General features: G+C 54.9%; 22 protein-coding genes. 14 read left to right on the forward strand and 8 right to left on the reverse strand.

Features of this window, described 5'->3' with window-relative positions; translation table 11 throughout:
- The first annotated feature begins 105 nt into the window (after positions 1 to 105).
- The 6 genes from cytR to rraA all read left to right on the forward strand — a co-directional run bounded on the left by cytR (position 106) and on the right by rraA (position 5,758).
- A complete protein-coding gene (cytR, locus tag ACQG2G_RS21900; protein WP_013099311.1) occupies positions 106 to 1,131 on the forward strand; it encodes a DNA-binding transcriptional regulator CytR in 1,026 nt (341 codons plus the stop codon).
- 93 nt (positions 1,132 to 1,224) lie between these two features.
- Entirely contained in the window at positions 1,225 to 2,226 is a 1,002-nt protein-coding gene (ftsN, locus tag ACQG2G_RS21905) for a cell division protein FtsN (protein ID WP_028028089.1), read from the forward strand.
- Positions 2,227 to 2,320: 94 nt separating this feature from the next.
- Entirely contained in the window at positions 2,321 to 2,851 is a 531-nt protein-coding gene (gene hslV, locus ACQG2G_RS21910; RefSeq protein ID WP_008501802.1) for an ATP-dependent protease subunit HslV, read from the forward strand.
- A gap of 9 nt (positions 2,852 to 2,860) precedes the next feature.
- Complete coding sequence (hslU, locus tag ACQG2G_RS21915) at positions 2,861 to 4,192, forward strand: HslU--HslV peptidase ATPase subunit (RefSeq protein ID WP_013099313.1); 1,332 nt, start codon at positions 2,861 to 2,863, stop codon at positions 4,190 to 4,192.
- Positions 4,193 to 4,259: 67 nt separating this feature from the next.
- Complete coding sequence (menA, locus tag ACQG2G_RS21920) at positions 4,260 to 5,180, forward strand: 1,4-dihydroxy-2-naphthoate polyprenyltransferase (protein WP_248766695.1); 921 nt, start codon at positions 4,260 to 4,262, stop codon at positions 5,178 to 5,180.
- Positions 5,181 to 5,272: 92 nt separating this feature from the next.
- Complete coding sequence (rraA, locus tag ACQG2G_RS21925) at positions 5,273 to 5,758, forward strand: ribonuclease E activity regulator RraA (protein ID WP_013099315.1); 486 nt, start codon at positions 5,273 to 5,275, stop codon at positions 5,756 to 5,758.
- A gap of 583 nt (positions 5,759 to 6,341) precedes the next feature.
- Here the strand turns inward: rraA and zapB are convergent.
- A complete protein-coding gene (gene zapB / locus ACQG2G_RS21930; RefSeq protein WP_013099316.1) occupies positions 6,342 to 6,581 on the reverse strand; it encodes a septal ring assembly protein ZapB in 240 nt (79 codons plus the stop codon).
- Positions 6,582 to 6,979: 398 nt separating this feature from the next.
- Between zapB and ACQG2G_RS21935 the strand changes: the two genes are divergently transcribed.
- The 4 genes from ACQG2G_RS21935 to fpr all read left to right on the forward strand — a co-directional run bounded on the left by ACQG2G_RS21935 (position 6,980) and on the right by fpr (position 11,332).
- Positions 6,980 to 7,825: an MIP/aquaporin family protein gene (locus tag ACQG2G_RS21935; protein WP_013099317.1), complete on the forward strand. Its 846-nt coding sequence runs from the start codon at positions 6,980 to 6,982 to the stop codon at positions 7,823 to 7,825.
- A gap of 21 nt (positions 7,826 to 7,846) precedes the next feature.
- Positions 7,847 to 9,355: a glycerol kinase GlpK gene (gene glpK, locus ACQG2G_RS21940; RefSeq protein ID WP_013099318.1), complete on the forward strand. Its 1,509-nt coding sequence runs from the start codon at positions 7,847 to 7,849 to the stop codon at positions 9,353 to 9,355.
- A gap of 123 nt (positions 9,356 to 9,478) precedes the next feature.
- Positions 9,479 to 10,489 (forward strand): class II fructose-bisphosphatase, encoded by a 1,011-nt coding sequence (gene glpX / locus ACQG2G_RS21945; protein ID WP_013099319.1) that lies wholly within the window; start codon positions 9,479 to 9,481, stop codon positions 10,487 to 10,489.
- A gap of 96 nt (positions 10,490 to 10,585) precedes the next feature.
- A complete protein-coding gene (fpr, locus tag ACQG2G_RS21950) occupies positions 10,586 to 11,332 on the forward strand; it encodes a ferredoxin--NADP(+) reductase (protein WP_013099320.1) in 747 nt (248 codons plus the stop codon).
- Here the strand turns inward: fpr and ACQG2G_RS21955 are convergent, their stop codons facing one another.
- Positions 11,333 to 11,752: a DUF805 domain-containing protein gene (locus ACQG2G_RS21955; protein WP_020686904.1), complete on the reverse strand. Its 420-nt coding sequence runs from the start codon at positions 11,750 to 11,752 to the stop codon at positions 11,333 to 11,335. It lies immediately after the preceding gene.
- 112 nt (positions 11,753 to 11,864) lie between these two features.
- On the opposite strand from ACQG2G_RS21955, the gene ACQG2G_RS21960 reads away from it, so the two are divergent.
- Positions 11,865 to 12,461: a DUF1454 family protein gene (locus tag ACQG2G_RS21960; protein ID WP_013099322.1), complete on the forward strand. Its 597-nt coding sequence runs from the start codon at positions 11,865 to 11,867 to the stop codon at positions 12,459 to 12,461.
- A gap of 111 nt (positions 12,462 to 12,572) precedes the next feature.
- A complete protein-coding gene (tpiA, locus tag ACQG2G_RS21965; protein ID WP_003862019.1) occupies positions 12,573 to 13,340 on the forward strand; it encodes a triose-phosphate isomerase in 768 nt (255 codons plus the stop codon).
- Between the two features lie 47 nt (positions 13,341 to 13,387).
- On the opposite strand, the gene ACQG2G_RS21970 is transcribed toward tpiA, so the two are convergent.
- The 6 genes from ACQG2G_RS21970 to cpxP all read right to left on the reverse strand — a co-directional run bounded on the left by ACQG2G_RS21970 (position 13,388) and on the right by cpxP (position 19,535).
- Positions 13,388 to 14,692, reverse strand: a complete 1,305-nt coding sequence (locus ACQG2G_RS21970) for an SLC13 family permease (RefSeq protein WP_013099324.1) — start codon at positions 14,690 to 14,692, stop codon at positions 13,388 to 13,390.
- Between the two features lie 73 nt (positions 14,693 to 14,765).
- The gene (locus ACQG2G_RS21975; protein WP_020686902.1) at positions 14,766 to 15,509 is read right to left on the reverse strand and encodes a CDP-diacylglycerol diphosphatase; all 744 of its coding nucleotides are present in this window, start codon (positions 15,507 to 15,509) and stop codon (positions 14,766 to 14,768) included.
- A gap of 110 nt (positions 15,510 to 15,619) precedes the next feature.
- Positions 15,620 to 16,609 (reverse strand): sulfate ABC transporter substrate-binding protein, encoded by a 990-nt coding sequence (locus ACQG2G_RS21980; protein WP_013099326.1) that lies wholly within the window; start codon positions 16,607 to 16,609, stop codon positions 15,620 to 15,622.
- A gap of 235 nt (positions 16,610 to 16,844) precedes the next feature.
- Positions 16,845 to 17,807 (reverse strand): 6-phosphofructokinase, encoded by a 963-nt coding sequence (gene pfkA / locus ACQG2G_RS21985; RefSeq protein ID WP_013099327.1) that lies wholly within the window; start codon positions 17,805 to 17,807, stop codon positions 16,845 to 16,847.
- Positions 17,808 to 17,981: 174 nt separating this feature from the next.
- Positions 17,982 to 18,875, reverse strand: coding sequence for a CDF family cation-efflux transporter FieF (gene fieF / locus ACQG2G_RS21990; protein WP_013099328.1), 894 nt, complete (start codon positions 18,873 to 18,875; stop codon positions 17,982 to 17,984).
- Positions 18,876 to 19,028: 153 nt separating this feature from the next.
- Positions 19,029 to 19,535 (reverse strand): cell-envelope stress modulator CpxP, encoded by a 507-nt coding sequence (cpxP, locus tag ACQG2G_RS21995; RefSeq protein ID WP_248766696.1) that lies wholly within the window; start codon positions 19,533 to 19,535, stop codon positions 19,029 to 19,031.
- A 150-nt stretch (positions 19,536 to 19,685) separates the two neighbouring features.
- On the opposite strand from cpxP, the gene cpxR reads away from it, so the two are divergent.
- Both cpxR and cpxA read left to right on the forward strand, forming a co-directional pair.
- Positions 19,686 to 20,384: an envelope stress response regulator transcription factor CpxR gene (gene cpxR / locus ACQG2G_RS22000; protein ID WP_003862004.1), complete on the forward strand. Its 699-nt coding sequence runs from the start codon at positions 19,686 to 19,688 to the stop codon at positions 20,382 to 20,384.
- Positions 20,381 to 21,754, forward strand: a complete 1,374-nt coding sequence (gene cpxA / locus ACQG2G_RS22005; protein WP_047023906.1) for an envelope stress sensor histidine kinase CpxA — start codon at positions 20,381 to 20,383, stop codon at positions 21,752 to 21,754. The genes cpxR and cpxA overlap by 4 nt, the downstream gene beginning before the upstream one ends.
- Positions 21,755 to 21,826 lie beyond the last annotated feature (72 nt).

A 21,826-nucleotide genomic window follows, 5' to 3' on the forward strand; every position in this document is an offset into this window, starting at 1 on the left:
ATTTAACGTCCTTCACACTTTTTATGAAAATTCTGTAACCGATTCCATTAACTATCTGTAAAAATGGTGGCGTCAGAAGTTCGGTGTTCAGGCGAGGAGAAGACGTTGAAGTCCAGGAAAGAGGTTGCCACGGCGACCATGAAAGACGTTGCCCAGAAAGCACAAGTCTCTACGGCAACCGTGTCCCGCGCATTAATGAACCCGGATAAAGTCTCTCAGGCGACCCGCAACCGGGTAGAACAGGCCGCGCTGGAAGTGGGGTATTTCCCACAGGCGATGGGGCGTAACGTTAAACGTAATGAGTCGCGGACCATCCTGGTGATTGTGCCGGACATCTGCGATCCCTTCTTCAGCGAAATTATTCGCGGCATCGAAGTGACCGCTGCGGAGCAAGGGTATCTGGTGCTCATTGGCGACTGCGCGCACCAGAATCAGCAGGAAAAAACCTTTATCGACCTCATTATCACCAAGCAGATCGACGGCATGCTGCTGCTTGGTTCGCGCCTGCCGTTTGATGCCAGCATTGAAGAGCAGCGCAATTTACCGCCGATGGTAATGGCCAACGAATTTGCGCCGGAGCTGGAACTGCCAACGGTGCATATTGATAACCTGACCGCCGCGTTCAACGCCGTTAACTACCTGCAGGAGCTGGGGCATAAACGGATTGGCTGCATTGCCGGGCCAGAAGAGATGCCGCTGTGTCACTATCGCCTGCAGGGCTATGTTCAGGCACTTCGCCGAACCGGCGTGACGGTTGATCCGCACTACATTGCGCGCGGTAATTTTTCCTTCGAAGCCGGTGGTCAGGCGCTGGAAAAACTACTGGCGTTGCCTGAGCCGCCTACCGCAGTGTTCTGCCACAGCGACGTGATGGCGCTGGGGGCATTATCGTATGCGAAACGCCGCGGCCTGCGCATACCGAAAGATTTGTCGATTATCGGTTTCGATAATATTTCGCTTTCAGAATTTTGCGATCCCCCGCTCTCAACCGTTTCGCAGCCACGCTACGACATTGGCCGTGAAGCGATGCTTCTTTTGCTCGATCAGTTGCAGGGTCAAACAGTTAGCAGCGGATCGAGGTTGCTGGACTGCGAACTGATTATTCGTGGTTCTACCCAGGCATTGACTTAAAGTAAATGTCTTTAGGACACCCTTATCTGGTCAAAGCCCCGCCGCTTAAGTAACATGGCGGACTGACGAACGAATAAATACAGCGAAACGATAGTGGCACAACGAGATTATGTACGTCGCGGCCAGCCGGCACCTTCGCGACGCAAAAAGAGTAGCGCAAAGAAAAAGCAACGTAACCTGCCTGCTGTCTCGCCAGCAATGGTCGCTATTGCTGCGGCGGTACTGGTGGCCTTCATCGGCGGCCTGTACTTTATCACGCACCATAAAAAAGAAGAGGCTGAGGCCCTTCAGGGCAACAAAGTGGTTGGAAATGGTCTGCCACCGAAGCCTGAAGAGCGCTGGCGCTATATTAAAGAGCTGGAAAGCCGTCAGCCTGGCGTGCGTGCGCCGACCGAGCCATCCGCCGGTGGCGAGGTGAAAAATGCCGATCAGCTAACGGACGAACAGCGTCAGTTGCTGGCACAGATGCAGGCCGATATGCGCCAGCAGCCTACGCAGCTGAATGAAGTGCCGTGGAATGAACAAACGCCGGCGCAGCGTCAGCAAACGCTGCAACTGCAGCGCCAGCGTCAGGCACAGATTCAGCAGCAACAACAACAGCAGCAGTGGACGCAAAACCAGCCGGTACAGCAACCTAAAGCGCAGCCGCGCGTGACGGAACAGCCGTACCAGCAGCCGCAGACACGAACGGCGCAGTCTCAGCCTGCTCAGCAGCCAAAGGCCCAGACGCAGAAGCAAACGGCTCAACCGTATCAGGATCTGCTGCAGACGCCTGCGCATACCACCGCGCAGCAGCCGAAAACACAGCAGGCCGCACCGGTCACCAAAGAGACCGAGGCACCGAAGCAGACGGCTGAGAAGAAAGACGAACGCCGCTGGATGGTGCAGTGCGGCTCGTTCAAAGGCGCCGAGCAGGCCGAAACGGTCCGCGCTCAGCTGGCATTTGAAGGATTTGACTCGCGCATTACCACCAATAACGGCTGGAATCGCGTGGTGATTGGCCCGGTCAAAGGCAAAGAAAATGCCGATGGCACCATTTCTCGTTTGAAAGTCGCCGGTCACACAAACTGCATCCGACTTGCTTCCGGGGGTTGAAACCCCCAAATTCCCCCCCATCTATCTTTCTATTCAGCCCTGAGCACAGGCTCAGGGCTTCTGTTTCCCGATTCTGTAACCAGGGGGTCTGCTCGTGACAACAATAGTAAGTGTACGCCGTAACGGCCACGTGGTAATCGCCGGTGATGGCCAGGCCACGCTGGGTAATACCGTAATGAAAGGCAACGTGAAAAAAGTCCGTCGTTTATACAACGACAAAGTGATCGCCGGTTTTGCAGGCGGCACGGCTGATGCTTTCACGCTGTTTGAACTGTTTGAACGTAAACTGGAAATGCACCAGGGTCATCTGGTGAAAGCCGCCGTTGAGCTGGCGAAAGACTGGCGAACCGACCGCATGCTGCGCAAACTCGAAGCGCTGCTGGCCGTGGCCGATGAAACCGCATCGCTGATCATCACCGGTAACGGTGACGTCATTCAGCCGGAAAACGACCTGATTGCCATCGGCTCTGGCGGCCCTTATGCCCAGGCTGCGGCTCGCGCACTGTTGGAGAATACCGACATGAATGCGCGTGATATCGCTGTGAAGGCGTTGGATATTGCGGGTGATATCTGCATCTATACCAACCACAACCACACCATCGAAGAATTGACCTCTAAAGCGTAAGGATCTCCCATGTCTGAAATGACCCCACGCGAAATTGTCAGCGAACTGGACAAACATATTATCGGCCAGGATAACGCCAAGCGTTCCGTGGCTATTGCTCTGCGTAACCGCTGGCGCCGCATGCAGCTCGACGAAGAGCTGCGCCATGAAGTGACGCCAAAAAACATTCTGATGATCGGCCCAACCGGTGTCGGTAAAACCGAAATCGCGCGCCGTCTGGCGAAACTGGCTAACGCGCCGTTCATCAAAGTTGAAGCCACTAAATTCACCGAAGTGGGCTATGTAGGTAAAGAAGTTGACTCGATCATCCGCGATCTGACCGACTCGGCAATCAAGATGGTTCGCGTTCAGGCGATCGAGAAAAACCGCTATCGCGCGGAAGAGATGGCTGAAGAGCGCATTCTTGACGTGCTGATCCCGCCGGCGAAAAACAACTGGGGCCAGGCTGAACAGCAGGCTGAACCGTCTGCGGCACGTCAGGCATTCCGCAAAAAGTTGCGCGAAGGCCAGCTGGATGACAAAGAGATTGAGATCGATCTCGCCGCCGCGCCAATGGGTGTGGAAATCATGGCACCTCCTGGCATGGAGGAGATGACCAGCCAGCTGCAGTCCATGTTCCAGAACCTGGGCGGTCAGAAACAGAAAGCGCGTAAGCTGAAAATCAAAGATGCGATGAAGCTGCTGATTGAAGAAGAAGCAGCAAAGCTGGTGAACCCGGAAGAGCTAAAGCAGGATGCGATCGACGCGGTTGAGCAGCACGGTATCGTGTTTATCGACGAAATCGATAAGATCTGTAAGCGCGGTAACGCGTCCGGCCCGGACGTCTCCCGTGAAGGCGTGCAGCGCGACCTGCTGCCGCTGGTTGAAGGCTGCACCGTCTCCACCAAGCACGGGATGGTCAAAACGGACCACATCCTGTTTATCGCGTCCGGTGCGTTCCAGATTGCCAGCCCGTCTGACCTGATCCCGGAACTGCAGGGCCGTCTGCCTATCCGCGTTGAGCTGCAGGCGCTGACCACTGAAGATTTCGAACGTATCCTGACCGAGCCAAACGCGTCTGTGACCGTACAGTACAAAGCGCTGATGGCGACCGAAGGCGTGAACATTGAGTTCACCGAAGACGGTATCAAACGCATCGCCCAGGCGGCCTGGCAGGTCAACGAAACTACCGAGAACATCGGTGCGCGTCGTCTGCACACGGTGCTGGAACGCCTGATGGAAGATATCTCTTATGATGCGAGCGACCTGAACGGTCAAACCATTACTATTGACGCAGAATATGTGGGTAAACACCTGGATGCGTTAGTGGCAGATGAAGATCTGAGCCGTTTTATCCTATAATCGCGGTTACTGCATTCTCATCACATTTAATGGGGGCTAATGCCCCCATTTTTTTGGCTTAATAACTATGACTGATATCAGCCGTACTCAGGCGTGGCTCGAAAGTCTGCGCCCTAAAACCCTTCCTCTGGCCTTTGCCGCGATTATCGTTGGTACCGTCCTTGCCTGGTGGCAGGGGTATTTCAATCCGCTGGTTGCCGTGCTGGCGCTGGTCACCGCCGGTTTGTTGCAGATCCTCTCTAATCTCGCCAACGACTACGGCGATGCGGTTAAGGGTAGCGATAAGCCTGACCGTATCGGCCCTCTGCGCGGGATGCAGAAAGGGATGATTACGCAGGCACAGATGAAGCGTGCGTTGATTATCACCGTGGTACTGATTTGTTTATCCGGCCTGGCGCTGGTGACGGTCGCCTCGAAAACCACCAGTGATTTCATTGGTTTTCTGGTGCTGGGCCTGCTCGCTATTATCGCCGCCATTACCTATACCGTCGGCACGCGCCCTTACGGTTATATCGGCCTGGGTGATATTTCCGTGCTGGTATTTTTTGGCTGGCTGAGCGTGATGGGCAGCTGGTACTTACAGGCGCATACGCTTATTCCTGCCCTGTTCCTGCCCGCCACCGCCTGCGGTCTGCTGGCAACGGCGGTACTTAATATCAACAACCTGCGCGATATCGACAGCGACCGTAAGAACGGCAAAAACACGCTGGCCGTGCGTCTCGGGCCGGTTAACGCGCGTCGCTATCATGCCTGCCTGCTGATGGGCGCCCTGCTCTGCCTCGCGCTGTTCAACCTGATCTCGCTGCATAGTCTCTGGGGCTGGCTGTTTGTGCTCGCCGCGCCGCTGCTGATTAAACAGGCCCGCTTTGTGATGCGTGAGCTCAGCCCGGCAGCCATGCCACCGATGCTTGAGCGCACGGTAAAAGGCGCACTGCTCACTAACCTGTTGTTCGTGATAGGGATTGTGCTGAGCCAGACGCTGAGTTAACTGACAAATATCAATTAACAATTGATGATTTTGCCAACAACGCATTTCGCACGATATACTGAACACATTCGCAGCAACAGAGCGTTAAACCTATGAAATACGATACCTCCGAGCTTTGTGACATCTACCAGGAAGATGTCAACGTCGTTGAACCGCTGTTCTCCAACTTTGGTGGACGGTCTTCGTTTGGCGGACAAATCATCACGGTGAAATGTTTCGAGGATAACGGGTTGCTGTACGATCTGCTCGAACAGAACGGTCGTGGTCGCGTGCTGCTGGTTGATGGCGGCGGCTCCGTACGTCGTGCATTGATTGACGCGGAACTGGCCGGAATTGCCGTGCAAAATGAATGGGAAGGCATTGTGGTCTACGGTTCAGTACGCCAGGTGGACGATCTCGAAGACCTCGATATCGGCATTCAGGCGATTGCCGCCATTCCGGTAGGCGCCGCAGGTGAAGGCATTGGTGAAAGCGATATCCGCGTCAATTTCGGCGGCGTGACCTTCTTCTCCGGCGACCATCTCTATGCCGATAACACCGGCATTATCCTCTCCGAAGATCCGCTGGATATTGAGTAGTAAACAGTAAGCGAGCGCCATAAAAAAACCGCCAACAGCAATGTGGCGGTTTTTTTGTCCCTCGGGATTCGCGGTCCGTTGGGAAGGCTTGCAGGCTAATACCAAGGATCTTCATCATACTCTCGTCCAAACCTTGGGCAACCCCTCAGAAGCTTTATAAAATCCTAATTCTTTATGAATACCTTAACACCACGGTTGCTGCTTATTATGATGCAGCGTCCCTTTCCGCCATCTCGCAAATGGGCATCGGTCCAGGGAAAGGTGTATTCACAACCGTAAAACAGGCTAATACCAGGGCTTGTGTCCACCGACTTATCACCGGTGGTGAACGGTGGAGCGGTTAGCTGCAGGGACCGCATAATGAAACGCTATTTATGTATCGCGTTCATTGTCGCCAGCGTACTCGTTGTGAAGAGTGATGAACCCAATGTGTTCTTTGCTTTTGCTACGACAGCGCAGGACAAGTAGCGTTAAGGCCGCCTTGGGCGGCCTTTTTTATGGTTATTACCCATTCGCGATAACCATAAAAAAGCCGGGTGGCGGCTTCGCCTTACCCGGCCTACTCAGTTCAATCCCAGGGGAATTAAACCTCTTCCATACGTCCCAGCAGTGCCTGCAGACGTTCCTGCCAGCCGTTCTGCTGTTCACGCAGCTGGTTGTTTTCGCGCTCCAGTTCTTCACGACCGTGCTGAGCTGTCTGCACTTCTTGCGCCAGGCTGTTGTTCTTTTCTTTCAGCTCTTCAATTTCCATCTGCAGCAGCGTGATGGTGTCAATCGCCTGCTGTACTTTCGATTCCAGTTTCTCAAACACTTCTAAAGACATGATCCTACCTCTCCTGAATTGCAAGGCGACGCTTTAACGTAAACGCGCACAACATCTATGCCGATTGTATGAAGCCCCGTCGCCCCTGTCCAGCGACACACCGCGCAGATCTCGGTTTGCAACACTTTTCGGCCTCGTCCTGGTGCGTTCGCGGCAATTACCCCTAAGTTGTTAACTCATTAGTTAATGAAATGATTCAGCTCATACTCTCTCGCTGATGCAAAAATGCGCTTTATGGCGCGCAAACGCTCATTTTATTGACGCAGACCACACATTTTGATTTCGATATTTCTCGTTTTTGCTCGTTAACGATAAATTAACACTATGTCTACAGGACATCATGGCTGTCACGGGCGGCCATGCTAACAATAAACATCAATCTCTTCAGGATTCCGATTATGAGTCAGACATCAACCTTAAAAGGCCAGTGCATTGCCGAGTTCCTTGGTACCGGGTTGTTGATATTCTTCGGAGTGGGCTGTGTTGCTGCACTGAAAGTGGCGGGTGCCAGTTTTGGTCAGTGGGAAATCAGTATTATCTGGGGTCTGGGTGTGGCGATGGCCATCTACCTGACTGCAGGGGTTTCTGGCGCACATCTTAACCCGGCGGTGACCATCGCACTGTGGCTGTTCGCGTGCTTCGACGGACGCAAAGTTGTTCCTTTCATTATTTCTCAATTTGCCGGCGCGTTTTGCGCAGCGGCGTTAGTTTACGGGCTTTATTACAATCTTTTCATCGACTTCGAACAGACGCATCATATGGTGCGCGGCAGCGTCGAAAGTCTGGATCTGGCAGGTATCTTCTCTACATATCCAAACCCGCATATCAATTTTGTGCAGGCGTTCGCAGTTGAAATGGTGATTACCGCTATTCTGATGGGCGTTATCCTGGCGCTGACCGACGACGGAAACGGCATTCCGCGCGGCCCGCTGGCACCTCTGCTGATTGGCCTGCTGATTGCGGTGATCGGCGCATCCATGGGCCCGCTGACCGGCTTCGCAATGAACCCGGCGCGTGATATCGGACCAAAAGCGTTCGCCTTTATCGCTGGCTGGGGCGACGTGGCCTTCACCGGTGGCAAAGACATTCCTTACTTCCTGGTTCCGCTGTTTGCGCCGGTTGTCGGGGCTGCGCTGGGTGCGTTTAGCTATCGCAAATTAATTGGTCGCCACTTACCGTGCGACACTTGTGTGGACGAGGAGAAAGAGACGACTTCTACCGCACAACAAAAAGCTTCGCTGTAATCTGACTACGGGACTTACACCATGACCGAAAAAAAATATATCGTTGCGCTCGACCAGGGCACCACCAGCTCCCGCGCTGTCGTAATGGATCATGACGCGAACATTGTCAGCGTGTCACAGCGTGAATTTGAGCAAATCTATCCTCGTCCAGGCTGGGTAGAGCACGACCCGATGGAGATCTGGGCATCGCAAAGCTCCACGCTGGTCGAAGTGCTGGCGAAAGCCGATATCAGTTCTGACGAAATAGCCGCGATTGGTATTACCAACCAGCGTGAAACGACAATCGTCTGGGAACGTGAAACCGGCAAGCCAATTTATAACGCCATCGTCTGGCAGTGTCGTCGTACGTCAGAGATTTGCGAACAGCTGAAGCGCGACGGTATGGAAGAGTACGTCCGCAGCGCCACGGGCCTGGTGGTCGACCCGTATTTCTCGGGTACCAAAGTGAAGTGGATCCTTGACCACGTGGAAGGTTCACGTGAGCGTGCAAAACGCGGCGAACTGCTGTTCGGTACCGTCGATACCTGGCTTATCTGGAAGATGACCCAGGGTCGCGTTCACGTCACGGACTACACCAACGCCTCGCGTACCATGCTGTTCAACATCAACACGCTGGAGTGGGATGATAAGATGCTGGACGCGCTGGATATTCCACGCGCTATGCTGCCAGAAGTACGTAAATCTTCTGAAGTGTACGGTCAGACCAACATCGGTGGTAAAGGCGGCACGCGTATTCCTATCGCCGGTATCGCCGGTGACCAGCAGGCGGCGCTGTTCGGCCAGCTGTGCGTTAAAGAAGGGATGGCGAAAAACACCTACGGTACCGGCTGCTTTATGCTGATGAACACCGGCGAGAAAGCGGTGAAATCAGAAAACGGTCTGCTGACCACCATCGCCTGCGGCCCACGCGGTGAAGTGAACTATGCGCTGGAAGGTGCGGTGTTCATGGCGGGTGCATCCATCCAGTGGCTGCGCGACGAGATGAAGCTTATCAGCGATGCGTTCGACTCCGAGTACTTCGCCACCAAAGTGAAGGATACCAACGGCGTGTACGTGGTACCTGCGTTTACCGGTCTGGGTGCACCGTACTGGGATCCGTATGCACGCGGCGCGATTTTCGGCCTGACGCGTGGTGTGAATTCTAACCACATTATTCGCGCCACCCTGGAATCTATCGCTTACCAGACGCGCGACGTACTGGAAGCGATGCAGGCTGACTCCGGCATCCGTCTGCACGCTCTGCGCGTGGATGGCGGTGCGGTCGCGAACAACTTCCTGATGCAGTTCCAGTCCGACATTCTGGGCACCCGCGTGGAACGCCCGGAAGTGCGCGAAGTGACCGCGCTGGGTGCGGCGTACCTTGCGGGTCTGGCGGTCGGCTTCTGGCAGAATCTGGACGAGCTGCAGGAAAAAGCGGTTATCGAACGTGAATTCCGCCCTGGCATCGAAACCACCGAGCGTAACTACCGCTACAGCGGCTGGAAGAAAGCGGTGAAACGCGCCCTGGCGTGGGAAGAGCACGAAGAGTAATCATACATTCCCTCTCCCCCGGGGAGAGGGTCAGGGTGAGGGGCTCCGGCTGCACCGGTCCCCTCGCCTCGCCCCACTCTATGATAAACTTCGTGCAATTCCTTTTGATTGCACGAGTACCTCATGAAACGTGAACTTGCTATCGAGTTTTCCCGCGTTACCGAAGCCGCTGCCCTGGCAGGCTATAAATGGCTTGGCCGTGGCGACAAAAATACCGCCGACGGTGCGGCTGTCCATGCCATGCGCATTGTCCTCAATCAGGTCAATATTGACGGCACTATTGTGATCGGCGAAGGCGAGATCGACGAAGCGCCAATGCTCTACATCGGTGAAAAAGTGGGTACCGGCAAAGGCGATGCCGTGGATATCGCCGTCGACCCGATCGAAGGCACACGCATGACGGCGATGGGTCAGGCCAACGCGCTGGCCGTTCTGGCCGTGGGTGATAAAGGCTGCTTCCTCAACGCACCGGATATGTACATGGAAAAGCTGATTGTCGGTCCTGGCGCGAAAGGCGCCATCGACCTCAGCCTGCCGCTGGAAGAGAACCTGCGTAACGTCGCCAGCGCGCTGAACAAACCGCTGAGCGAACTCACCGTCACCATTCTGGCGAAACCGCGTCACGACGCTACCATCGCACAGATGCAAAAGCTGGGCGTACGCGTGTTTGCCATCCCGGATGGCGACGTGGCGGCTTCCATTCTGACCTGCATGCCAGACAGTGAAGTGGATGTCCTGTACGGGATTGGCGGCGCGCCGGAAGGCGTGGTCTCTGCTGCGGTGATCCGCGCGCTGGATGGCGACATGCAGGCCCGCCTGCTGCCTCGTCATGAGGTCAAAGGCGACAACGAAGAGAATCGCCGCATTGGCGAAGATGAGCTGGCGCGCTGTGAGGCAATGGGTATCGAAGCCAATAAAGTCCTCGCACTTCACGAAATGGCCCGCAGCGACAACGTTGTTTTCTCCGCGACCGGCATCACCAAAGGCGATCTGCTGGATGGCATCACCCGCAAAGGCAACATGGCGACCACGGAAACGCTGCTGATCCGCGGCAAATCGCGTACCATTCGTCGCATTCAGTCAATTCACTATCTCGACCGTAAAGACCCGGACGTACAGACGCACATTCTGTAAAACCGTTTGATCGATAGAGCTTTCCAGCCCGAATGGGCTGGATATCTTCATCACAAATACGGAAGATAGATCCGAGAAACAGCACAGGAGAAGATCATGGCGGACTGGGTAACAGGTAAAGTCACTAAGATAAAATTCTGGACCGATGCGCTATTTAGTCTCACCGTGCACGCCCCCATCCATCCGTTTACGGCCGGACAGTTTGCCAAACTGGGGCTGGATATCGACGGCGAACGCGTGCAGCGCGCTTACTCGTACGTCAACGCGCCCGATAATCCGGATCTCGAGTTCTATCTGGTTACCGTCCCGGACGGCAAACTCAGCCCGCGCCTGGCGGCGCTTAAACCCGGTGATGATGTCCAGATTGTGAGTGACGCAGCAGGTTTCTTCGTGCTGGACGAAATTCCGGACTGCGAAACCCTGTGGATGCTGGCAACCGGCACGGCCATCGGCCCCTATCTCTCCATTCTGCAGTACGGCAAAGACCTGGAGCGGTTTAAAAACATCGTGCTGGTGCATGCCGCGCGTTACGCCGCAGACTTAAGCTATCTGCCGCAGATGCAGGAGCTGGAGCGGCAGTATGCCGGAAAGCTGAAAATCCAGACCGTGGTGAGCCGGGAAACGGCAGCAGGTTCGCTGACCGGCCGCGTGCCGGCATTAATTGAGAGTGGAGCCCTGGAAGAAGCCGTTGGCTTGCCGATGCGTGCCGAAACCAGCCACGTGATGCTGTGTGGTAACCCGCAGATGGTACGGGACACTCAGCAGCTTCTGAAAGATACCCGGCAGATGACGAAACACCTTCGCCGCCGACCGGGTCATATGACCGCCGAACACTACTGGTGATCAGCGGTATTTCACCTCAAGAGTGTCTTTACCGTATTTGTTTTCGCTCTGGGTGCCGATGAACGCACCCAGATCGATAACCATCATCACAAAGATAATGGTCGGTAGCAGTCTGCCCACCACCCAGGGGAGGATGGACGGAAGTATTGACCAGTTCCCGGCGACCAGCATCCACGCCAGAATAATCAGAAAAGCCCATGCACCGGAACGACCGCGATCGTGCAGGCGTTTCACCACCACGGCCGCGGTTGGCCACAGTAAACAAACCAGCGCAAACGCCGCGGTTTGCGTGCTCAGCCATGCGTTATAGGCCACAAAAAACAGAAGCAGCATAGCGATAATCCACGTCGCCATCCAGATCCAGAAATCACGGCGTCCAATACGCCCTTTGAATGAAAACAACCACTGCTGTATGGTCATGTAAGGTTCCTTATTATCATATCGTGCGCATTTTACCCTGGAGTTGTGACCTTTTGACAAGCCGACCAGATATCGATTTAATCATGAGCACTTACGGCCAGGGACAATGTTGATGAAAAATTCGGCACACCTTCTTTTCCTGTGTTTCGCGATGCTGAGCGCCGGTCTCCCCCTGCACGCCGCCGAACCCCCTGCTCCGACAACCGCGCCCTACCTCCTGGCGGGTGCGCCATCGTTCGATCAGTCCATCAGTCAGTTTCGTGAAACGTTTAACAAAACCAATCCAACGCTGCCGCTGGATGAATTTCGCGCCATTGATGGCGCACGCGATACTCCAAACCTGACCCGTGCCGCCAGCAAGATTAACGAAAACTTGTACGCTTCCACTGCGCTGGAGCGCGGTACGCTAAAAATCAAAAGTATGCAGATCACCTGGCTGCCGATTCAGGGGCCAGAGCAGAAAGCCGCCAAGGCGAAGGCGCTGGAGTACATGAGCGCGGTGCTGCAGGCATTTACGCCCGCACTGACAAAAAAACAGAGCCAACAAAAGCTGCAAAAACTGCTGGTTACGGGTAAAAACAAGCGCTATTACACCGAAACCGAAGGCGCGGTGCGCTATGTGGTGGCGGATAACGGCGAAAAAGGCCTGACCTTCGCTGTTGAACCGATTAAGCTGGCACTATCTGACACACTCGGAGGGGCGAATTAATGACAAAAAGCAAAGCCTTTCGAGGGAAAATCTCTATACTGATTCACAGACCATGCTGCCCGTCAGGGTGGCCATATTCCTTAATTCGCTTATTTAGCGTGGAGAATTGAAATGCGACATCCTTTAGTGATGGGTAACTGGAAACTGAACGGCAGCCGCCACATGGTAAACGAACTGGTTGCGAACCTGCGTAAAGAGCTGGCTGGCGTGACTGGCTGCGCGGTTGCTATCGCTCCGCCGGATATGTACCTGGATCTGGCTAAACGTGCCGCTGACGGCAGCCACATCATTCTGGGCGCACAGAACGTTGACGTTAACCTGTCTGGCGCATTCACCGGTGAAACCTCCGCTGAAATGCTGAAAGATATCGGCGCCAAATACATCATCATCGGCCACTCTGAGCGTCGCACCTACCACAAAGAATCCGACGAGTTCATCGCGAAGAAATTTGCGGTGCTGAAAGAGCAGGGTCTGATCCCGGTTCTGTGCATCGGTGAAACCGAAGCAGAAAACGAAGCAGGCAAAACGGAAGAAGTGTGCGCACGTCAGATCGACGCTGTGCTGAAAACGCAGGGCGCGGCAGCATTCGAAGGCGCGGTTATCGCTTACGAGCCAGTCTGGGCGATCGGTACCGGCAAATCTGCAACCCCAGCGCAGGCTCAGGCGGTTCACAAATTCATCCGTGACCACATTGCTAAAGCCGACGCGAAAGTGGCAGAGCAGGTCATCATCCAGTACGGCGGTTCCGTAAATGCCTCTAACGCGGCAGAACTGTTCACCCAGCCAGACATCGATGGCGCGCTGGTTGGCGGTGCATCCCTGAAAGCTGACGCTTTCGCGGTAATCGTTAAAGCGGCAGAAGCGGCTAAGCAGGCGTAATGCTGTTGTGGCGGGTGGCGCTTGCGCTTACCCGCCCTACAAAATCGCTACAAACGACCTAAAACGCTAAACCACAGATAATCCAGCGGCAGCAGCACCAGATACGTGGCAATTGCCAGCGCCAGACAGAGCACCATCCCCGCCCTTGCAGGCACCTTTCCTAAGCCCATCGCCACCACTATCGGCGACGCCTGATACGGCAGCAGCGGCGTGGAATAGCCCAGCACCTGAATCATGATGACAGACAATAGCGGAAAGCCCGTCGCCTCTGAAAAATTCTGCGCCAGCGTGGTATAGAGCGCCGGAACACCGTTAGCCGTCATAATAAAGTTCAGTGCCGTGGTGATCCCGGTCAGCGCCAGGAAACTGGTGAACGGTCTGTCGGCGTCCAGCGGCATTATCTTCAGTAACGCCTCCCCCACCGCCGGACCGATACCGGTTTGCGTCACCACAATGGCCAAACCGAGGATGCCTGCCACATAAATACAGGTGCGCATATTCACCCCCGCCGAGAACTCTTCTCCGGTGATAAAACCTACGCGTGGCAGCATCACAATGACCGATGCCGCAAGTCCGGTCCATGCCGGCCCCACACCGTGCCAGCTCTCCGTCACCCACATTCCCAATACCACCGCCAGCAGCCAGGCAAGGCGTTTTTCATCTCGTCCCATCGGTTCAGCGGGTGCCAGATCCCTGGGCGGCTTCGGGCTGCCGGGGAATAACCAGCAGATTAAACCAATCAGAATCAACCCTTTGAGAATACCGAGCACGGGCGTGTGCAGCAGCAGATAAGGCACGTAGTTCAGATGAATGCCGTATGAGCCCTCTGCCGCACCGCTCATCACCAGATTGGGAACGTTGGCAGGCAGGATGGTGGCCGAAAGCTGGAAGGTGCCGAAACCAACGGCCAGCGCCAGGCCAAACCAGGCGCGCGATCCGTCGGCAATACCGGCACGTTTTGCCATCGCGGCCACGATGGGCATCAGCAGCGCGATACGCCCCATGTTCGACGGCATCACAAACGCCAGGGCATAACTCAGCAGAACCACGCTGGCCACCATTAGCACCCAGGAGTCGGTAAGCCGGGCGGAGAGCGCCCGTGCAGCCCTGTCAGCCAGACCGGTTTTCCGGATTGCCACACCAAGCACAAAGCCGCTGAACACCAGCCAGAAGGCAGACGAGGCAAAGCCGCCAAAAATGACCTCCGGCGGGGCAATTCTGGCGGTCATCGCTGCCGTGAAGAACAGCAGCGCGGTAATGAATTCCGGCAATAGCGACGTCGCCCATAACACAATGGTGACGCCGACTATCGCTGAGGGCACAAACAGAGGGTGGGTTAACCAGAGCGACATGCCTGTCTCCTGTCGTTTTTTTCAGCAAGTCTACGGCGACAGGCAGGACGAGTAAACGCTATTTATGGTGGGGTCACTTCAGGATATCGCATTGATGATCCTGCAATTCCTCAGCCGACGCGCGGTTAAGCATCAGCAGATTACGTTCGGTTGCCAGCAACACAAACGAGCCATCAGACTGCTGGGCCATCGCCAGCGCGAAGCGCCCCATATGGTCACGCGCTTCCGGCAGCTCTTCCGCCAGCATCATAAACGGACTCCGCTGCACCAGCTCGTTCTCCGTCACCCGGCGGGCGAGATATTCATGTCCTTCCAGTCCACCGGGAAGGGGCAGCCATTGGGTGCTGATTTGCCCCTGCGCGGCATTGAGCTTCTCGCGCACGTCCGGGCGCAGGCAGGAGATGTGGATATGGAAATGATTCTGCGTGCGGCCCGTGGGTGAGTTGATGGTCAATGAAATTGCGCTGTCTGGCACCTCGGATCCGTGCTTCATGCTCATAAAGCTACGGGCCTGCCATGCCAGCCAGAAGAAGTTCGGTGTTTGAGGCTTTGTCAGAAGCGGGCTTTCGGTGCCGTTGATGCGGTAGGTGGGCATCAATAAGTACTGCAGCGGACCGTTGCGATCCTTGAACACCACATAGCCCGCGTCAGGTTTGACCTGTGCACACGGCGCCGGATTGCGGTGCTGGATCTGATTCGGCACACACTGGTCCAGCACGATGTGACGCAACGCATTCGGATTACCTGCTTTCATCCAGTACACGCCACCCGCGGCAAGGGCGATAACAATCAGAATCAGTAAGATAATTTTTTTCACAATGCGTTCCCTGTTTTCAGTAGAGGCCAAAGAGTAACGCAAAATGATGACCAAATAAAAAACCCGGCGGATTTCTCACACCGGGTCACCGTGTCGTTCGTTACAAAGGCCTAGCGTTTGCTGATCTGATCGAATGTACCGCCGTTAGAGAAGTGGTCTTTCTGGGCTTTTGTCCAGCCGCCAAACTCATCATCAATGGTGAAGAGCTTCAGTTTCGGGAATACGCTGTCGTATTTCTTCGCAACCGCCGGATCGCGTGGGCGATAGAAGTTCTTCGCCGCAATTTCCTGGCCTTCCGGCGAATAGAGATACTTCAGGTAGGCTTCCGCCACCGCTTTGGTCCCTTTCTTATCGACCACTTTATCCACCACAGAAACGGTCGGCTCGGCGAGGATAGATTCGCTCGGGGTCACGATCTCGAATTTGTCTTTACCCAGCTCGTTGGTCGCCAGCAGGGCTTCGTTTTCCCAGGCAATCAGCACATCGCCAATGCCGCGCTCTACGAAGGTATTGGTGGCACCACGCGCGCCGGAGTCGAGCACTTCAACGTTTTTATACAGCGCTTTGACGAACTCCTGAGCCTTGGCCTGATCGCCATTGTTGTGATGCAGGGCATAGCCCCAGGCTGCCAGATAGTTCCAGCGTGCGCCGCCGGAGCTTTTCGGGTTCGGCGTGATGACCGATACGCCAGGTTTAACCAGGTCGTTCCAGTCATGGATCTGTTTCGGGTTGCCTTTACGCACCAGGAAAACGATGGTCGAGGTATATGGCGCGGAGTTATCCGGCAGGCGTTTGATCCAGTTTTTGTCGATGCGGCCACGTTCGGCAATTGCGTCCACATCGTAGGCCAGCGCCAGAGTCACCACATCCGCTTCAATGCCGTTGATGACGGAGGTCGCCTGCTTACCAGAGCCGCCATGAGACTGGCGAACCACCACATTGTCGCCCGTTTCCTGTTTCCAGTGTGCCGCAAAGGCTTTGTTGTACTGCTCGTATAGCTCACGCGTCGGGTCGTATGACACGTTCAGTAACTGGATGTCCTTAGCCAGAACGCTGGTCGATGCCAGCAATAATGTTAAACCCACGCCCCATTTATTCATCGCCCAGCTCTCATATGTAGTGTTTTGATGAATGCAGCGTGCCAGAAACGGAATTGATGATTAAAGAATAAAAAAAGATTGGCTATAACTTTGAGGAATAAAAAAGTGGATGAGTGGCCTGATGTCCTCACCCCAACCCTCTCCCACGGGAGAGGGCGCAACCATAAAAAACGGTAACCCTGGGGTTACCGTTTTGCATTTACCTTGCCGCCACCCGGCACAATACAAACACCGATCAGTACAGTTTTTTCGCGCAGTCCAGCCAGTCACCTTTGAACGGACGCTTCATGTTTTCGATGGCGTCGATGATGTCATGGTGAACCAGTTTTTCGTTCTGAATACCGACGCAACGACCGCCGTGACCCTGCAGCAGCAGTTCAATGGCGTACGCACCCATGCGGGAAGCCAGGATACGGTCGTATGGACCCGGGGAACCACCACGCTGGATGTGACCCAGAACGGTCGCGCGGGTTTCGCGTTTGGTTTCTGCTTCGATGTACTTCGCCAGCTCATCAACGTCACAGATATGCTCGGTGATCGCGACGATAGCGTGTTTCTTACCTTTGGCGATACCGGCTTTGATTTCTGCAACCAGATCTTCACGGCTGAATTCCACTTCCGGAACCACGACGAACTCACAACCGCCCGCGATAGCCGCAGCCAGGGTCAGGTCGCCACAGTAACGGCCCATCACTTCAACGATGGAGATACGCTGGTGAGAAGAAGAGGTGTCACGCAGACGGTCAATCGCTTCCACAACGGTACCCAAGGCGGTGAAGTAACCGATGGTGTAGTCAGTACCTTTGATGTCGTTGTCGATGGTGCCAGGCAGACCGATGCACGGGAAGCCCATTTCAGTCAGACGTTTTGCACCCATGTACGAACCATCACCACCGATAACAACCAGTGCGTCGAGGCCGCGTTTTTTCATGTTCTCGATAGCCACTTCACGCACGTGTTCGTCGCGGAATTCCGGGAAGCGCGCAGAACCGAGGAAAGTACCACCGCGGTTGATCATGTCAGATACGCTGTAACGGTCGAGCTGAACCATACGGTCTTCATACAGACCCAGATAACCATCATAGATACCAAAAACTTCCAGACCTTCCGTCAGCGCTGCACGAACAACCCCACGAATTGCCGCGTTCATGCCCGGCGCATCACCGCCGCTTGTCAACACACCGATTTTCTTAATCATGACTACCTCTGAACTTAGGAATGCAAAATTGAAATCTGTTGCCGGAAGAAACTTGTCGACCAACGAATACTGCAAATAGTATATCAACCACTTCCAGCTGAATTGATTCAGGTCAGACCAAATGGCGGTAATTTATACACAAAATGCTGGCCTGGCTCACTTTTTTACAACGAATTACGAAAGCCCAACATAACCGGGTACAACCGAGCAGGGATCCTGGTGAATAATGACGTCTGACCCAGGAAAACGCTGCAAAATCGCCTGCTCCACCTGCTCAGCAATAACGTGAGCCTGAACCAATGGCAGGTTGTCTTCCATTTCTATGTGAATCTGAATAAAGCGGGTCGGCCCTGACTGCCGCGTACGAAGATCGTGAGCACCACTGACACCCGGCCAGGAGGTCACGATAGTATAAATTTCATCGCGTTCTGCGTCGGGGAGCGCACGGTCAAGAAGCGATTGCACCGCGTCATACCCCATCCGCAAAGCGCTGTATAAAATATAGATGCCAATCCCTAACGCAAATAACGCATCGGCCCGATGCCAGCCATACCAGGCCAGACCGAGCGCAATAAGAATAGCGCCATTCATCATAACATCAGACTGATAATGAAGCATATCCGCCCGTACAGCCTGACTTTGCGTTTTTCGAACCACCCATCGCTGGAACGTTACAAGAACAAGGGTGCATATAAGTGCAGCCACAGTCACCACCACGCCCACGCCGGGATCGTTCATGGGTGATGGCGAAACAAGATGCTGAATGCCGGTTAAAAACAGAAACAGTGCAGAGCCGGAAATAAACATACTTTGCGCCAGCGCCGCCAGCGATTCGGCTTTGCCGTGCCCGAAGGTGTGTTCTTCATCCGCCGGTTGCAGCGAGTAACGCACCACCAGCAGGTTGGTCAGCGAGGCGGCAATATCCATCAACGAGTCCACCAGCGCCGCCAGAATACTGACCGAGCCCGTGTACCACCACGCGAATATTTTGATGACCAGTAAGCTTGAGGCCACGACCGTCGCGGCAATGGCGGCCCGGCTGACCAGTCTTCCATAGGATTGATTCATAAATACTCCTGTCATGCCATGCCGCTAGTATAACGGAAGGTTACGGAGTCAAAGGATGAATAAACGGTTAACACATCAGAATGAAGGGCAAAAAAAACCCCCACATCATGTGGGGGAAGACAGGGATGGTGTCTATGGCAAGGAAAACAGGGTTTACTGGTTACTACGGGTACTGCTATTGCTACTGAAAAGCGTCGTTTCTGAGCTTCGCTGCATCCGTGCAACCTTACGCAATTGGTCCATACGTTGCTGATGTTTCTGGTTCAAAACCGCTTGCTGCTCGGGCGACAACAGGTGGAACATCTGGTTGCGAACCTTCGCCATCTCTACCTGGCGGGCAACCTGCTCCTGTGCCATTTTTTCTGCCTGAACACGTACAGCGTTTTCGTCAAAATTTTCTGCGGTGACAAGGCGATGCATTGTCTCCATTTCGCTAACATTAACAGGGGGCTGATCGTGTCGTGCCCTCTGCATCAGATCTCGCATCTGTTGACGCTGATGTTCGGTTAAACTTATGCCGTCAAACATATGGCTTTGACTGCTGTGCTGCGCGATGCCCTCTTGTGAGGACGCGTTATCGCCGATGATAGCTACAGCGGCCTGGCTAAACGCACTGAACGCCAGCGTTGAGGCCATGACGGCAGCGGTAACTTTGCGCATCACTTGCTCCCAAAATCTTTCATGTCGCGATTCAACGAGAGACAGTCTACGATTCAGGCTGCAAACATGCGTCAGGGGGTGTAAAACAACGTAAAGTCATGGATTAGATAGCCTTGATGTCGTAATTTCTGCCTCGGAGGTATTTAAACAATGAATAAAATCCTGTTAGTTGATGATGACCGAGAGCTCACATCTCTTTTAAAGGAGTTGCTCGACATGGAAGGTTTCAACGTTCTGGTCGCCCATGATGGCGAGCAGGCGCTGAGTCTCCTTGACGACAGCATCGATCTACTTTTGCTCGACGTCATGATGCCGAAGAAAAACGGCATTGATACGCTGAAAGAGCTTCGCCAGACACACCAGACCCCCGTTATCATGCTGACCGCACGCGGCAGCGAACTAGACCGTGTACTCGGCCTTGAGCTGGGTGCGGATGACTATCTACCGAAGCCGTTCAACGACCGCGAACTGGTCGCCCGTATTCGCGCTATCCTGCGTCGCTCCCACTGGAGCGAACAGCAGCAGAATACTGACAACAGTTCACCGACGCTGGAAGTGGACTCCCTGAGCCTCAATCCGGGTCGTCAGGAAGCGAGCTTTGACGGTGAAACGCTGGAGCTGACCGGTACCGAGTTCACGCTGCTGTATCTGCTGGCGCAGCACCTCGGCCAGGTGGTATCGCGTGAACACTTAAGCCAGGAAGTGCTGGGTAAACGCCTCACGCCGTTTGACCGTGCCATCGATATGCATATCTCGAACCTGCGCCGCAAACTGCCGGAGCGTAAAGACGGTCATCCGTGGTTTAAAACCCTGCGTGGTCGCGGCTATCTGATGGTTTCCGCTTCATGATAGGAAGCTTAACCGCCCGCATCTTCGCCATCTTCTGGCTGACGCTGGCACTGGTTTTAATGCTGGTTTTGATGTTGCCAAAACTCGACTCACGCCAGATGACGGAGCTTCTCGACAGCGAGCAACGTCAGGGCGTGATGATCGAGCAGCACGTAGAAGCCGAGCTGGCAAACGATCCGCCAAACGATTTGATGTGGTGGCGCAGGCTGTTTCGCGCTATCGACAAATGGGCACCTCCCGGACAACGCCTGCTGCTGGTGACCAGCGAAGGCCGCGTGATTGGCGCGGATCGCAATGAAATGCAGATCATCCGCAACTTTATTGGCCAGGCGGATAACGCCGATCATCCGCAGAAGAAAAAATATGGTCGGGTTGAGATGGTGGGCCCTTTCTCAGTCAGGGATGGGGAAGATAACTACCAGCTCTATCTGATTCGCCCGGCGAGCAATTCCCAGTCCGATTTTATCAACCTGCTGTTTGACCGTCCGCTTCTGCTGCTGATTGTGACGATGCTGGTCAGTTCACCGCTGTTGCTTTGGCTGGCGTGGAGCCTGGCAAAACCGGCGCGTAAGCTGAAAAACGCCGCCGACGAAGTGGCGCAGGGTAACCTGCGACAGCACCCTGAGCTGGAAGCCGGACCGCAGGAGTTTCTTGCCGCCGGGGCCAGTTTCAACCAGATGATCACCGCTCTTGAGCGCATGATGACCACACAGCAGCGGCTGCTGTCGGATATCTCGCACGAACTGCGTACGCCGCTCACGCGACTCCAGCTGGGCACCGCACTGCTGCGGCGCCGCAGCGGTGAGAGCAAAGAGCTGGAACGTATCGAAACCGAAGCCCAGCGTCTGGACAGCATGATCAACGATCTGCTGGTGATGTCGCGCAATCAGCAAAAAAACGCGCTGGTGAGCGAAACGGTGAAAGCCAATCAGCTGTGGCATGAAGTGTTAGACAACGCGGCGTTCGAAGCGGAACAGATGGGTAAATCGTTCACCGTCAACTTCCCGCCGGGGCCATGGCCGCTGTACGGTAACCCCAACACGCTTGAGAGCGCGCTGGAGAATATCGTGCGTAACGCCCTGCGCTACTCGCATACGAAGATTGAGGTGGCCTTCTCGGTGGATAAAGACGGTATCACCATCATTGTGGATGACGATGGTCCAGGCGTAAGCCCGGAAGATCGCGAGCAGATTTTCCGTCCGTTCTACCGCACCGACGAGGCGCGGGACCGTGAATCTGGCGGTACCGGGCTGGGTCTGGCGATTGTTGAAACCGCTATGCAGCAGCATCGCGGCTGGGTGAAAGCCGACGACAGTCCGTTGGGCGGGCTGCGGTTAACGCTGTGGCTACCGTTGTATAAGCGTTCGTAGTTTCCCTCTGGCACTGTATTGTAGGCCCGGTAAGCGCAGCGCCACCGGGCAATAACAGGCGCAGAGGCAAAA

The organism is Enterobacter cloacae complex sp. 382A5, from assembly GCF_050031095.1.
Lineage (GTDB): Bacteria > Pseudomonadota > Gammaproteobacteria > Enterobacterales > Enterobacteriaceae > Enterobacter > Enterobacter cloacae.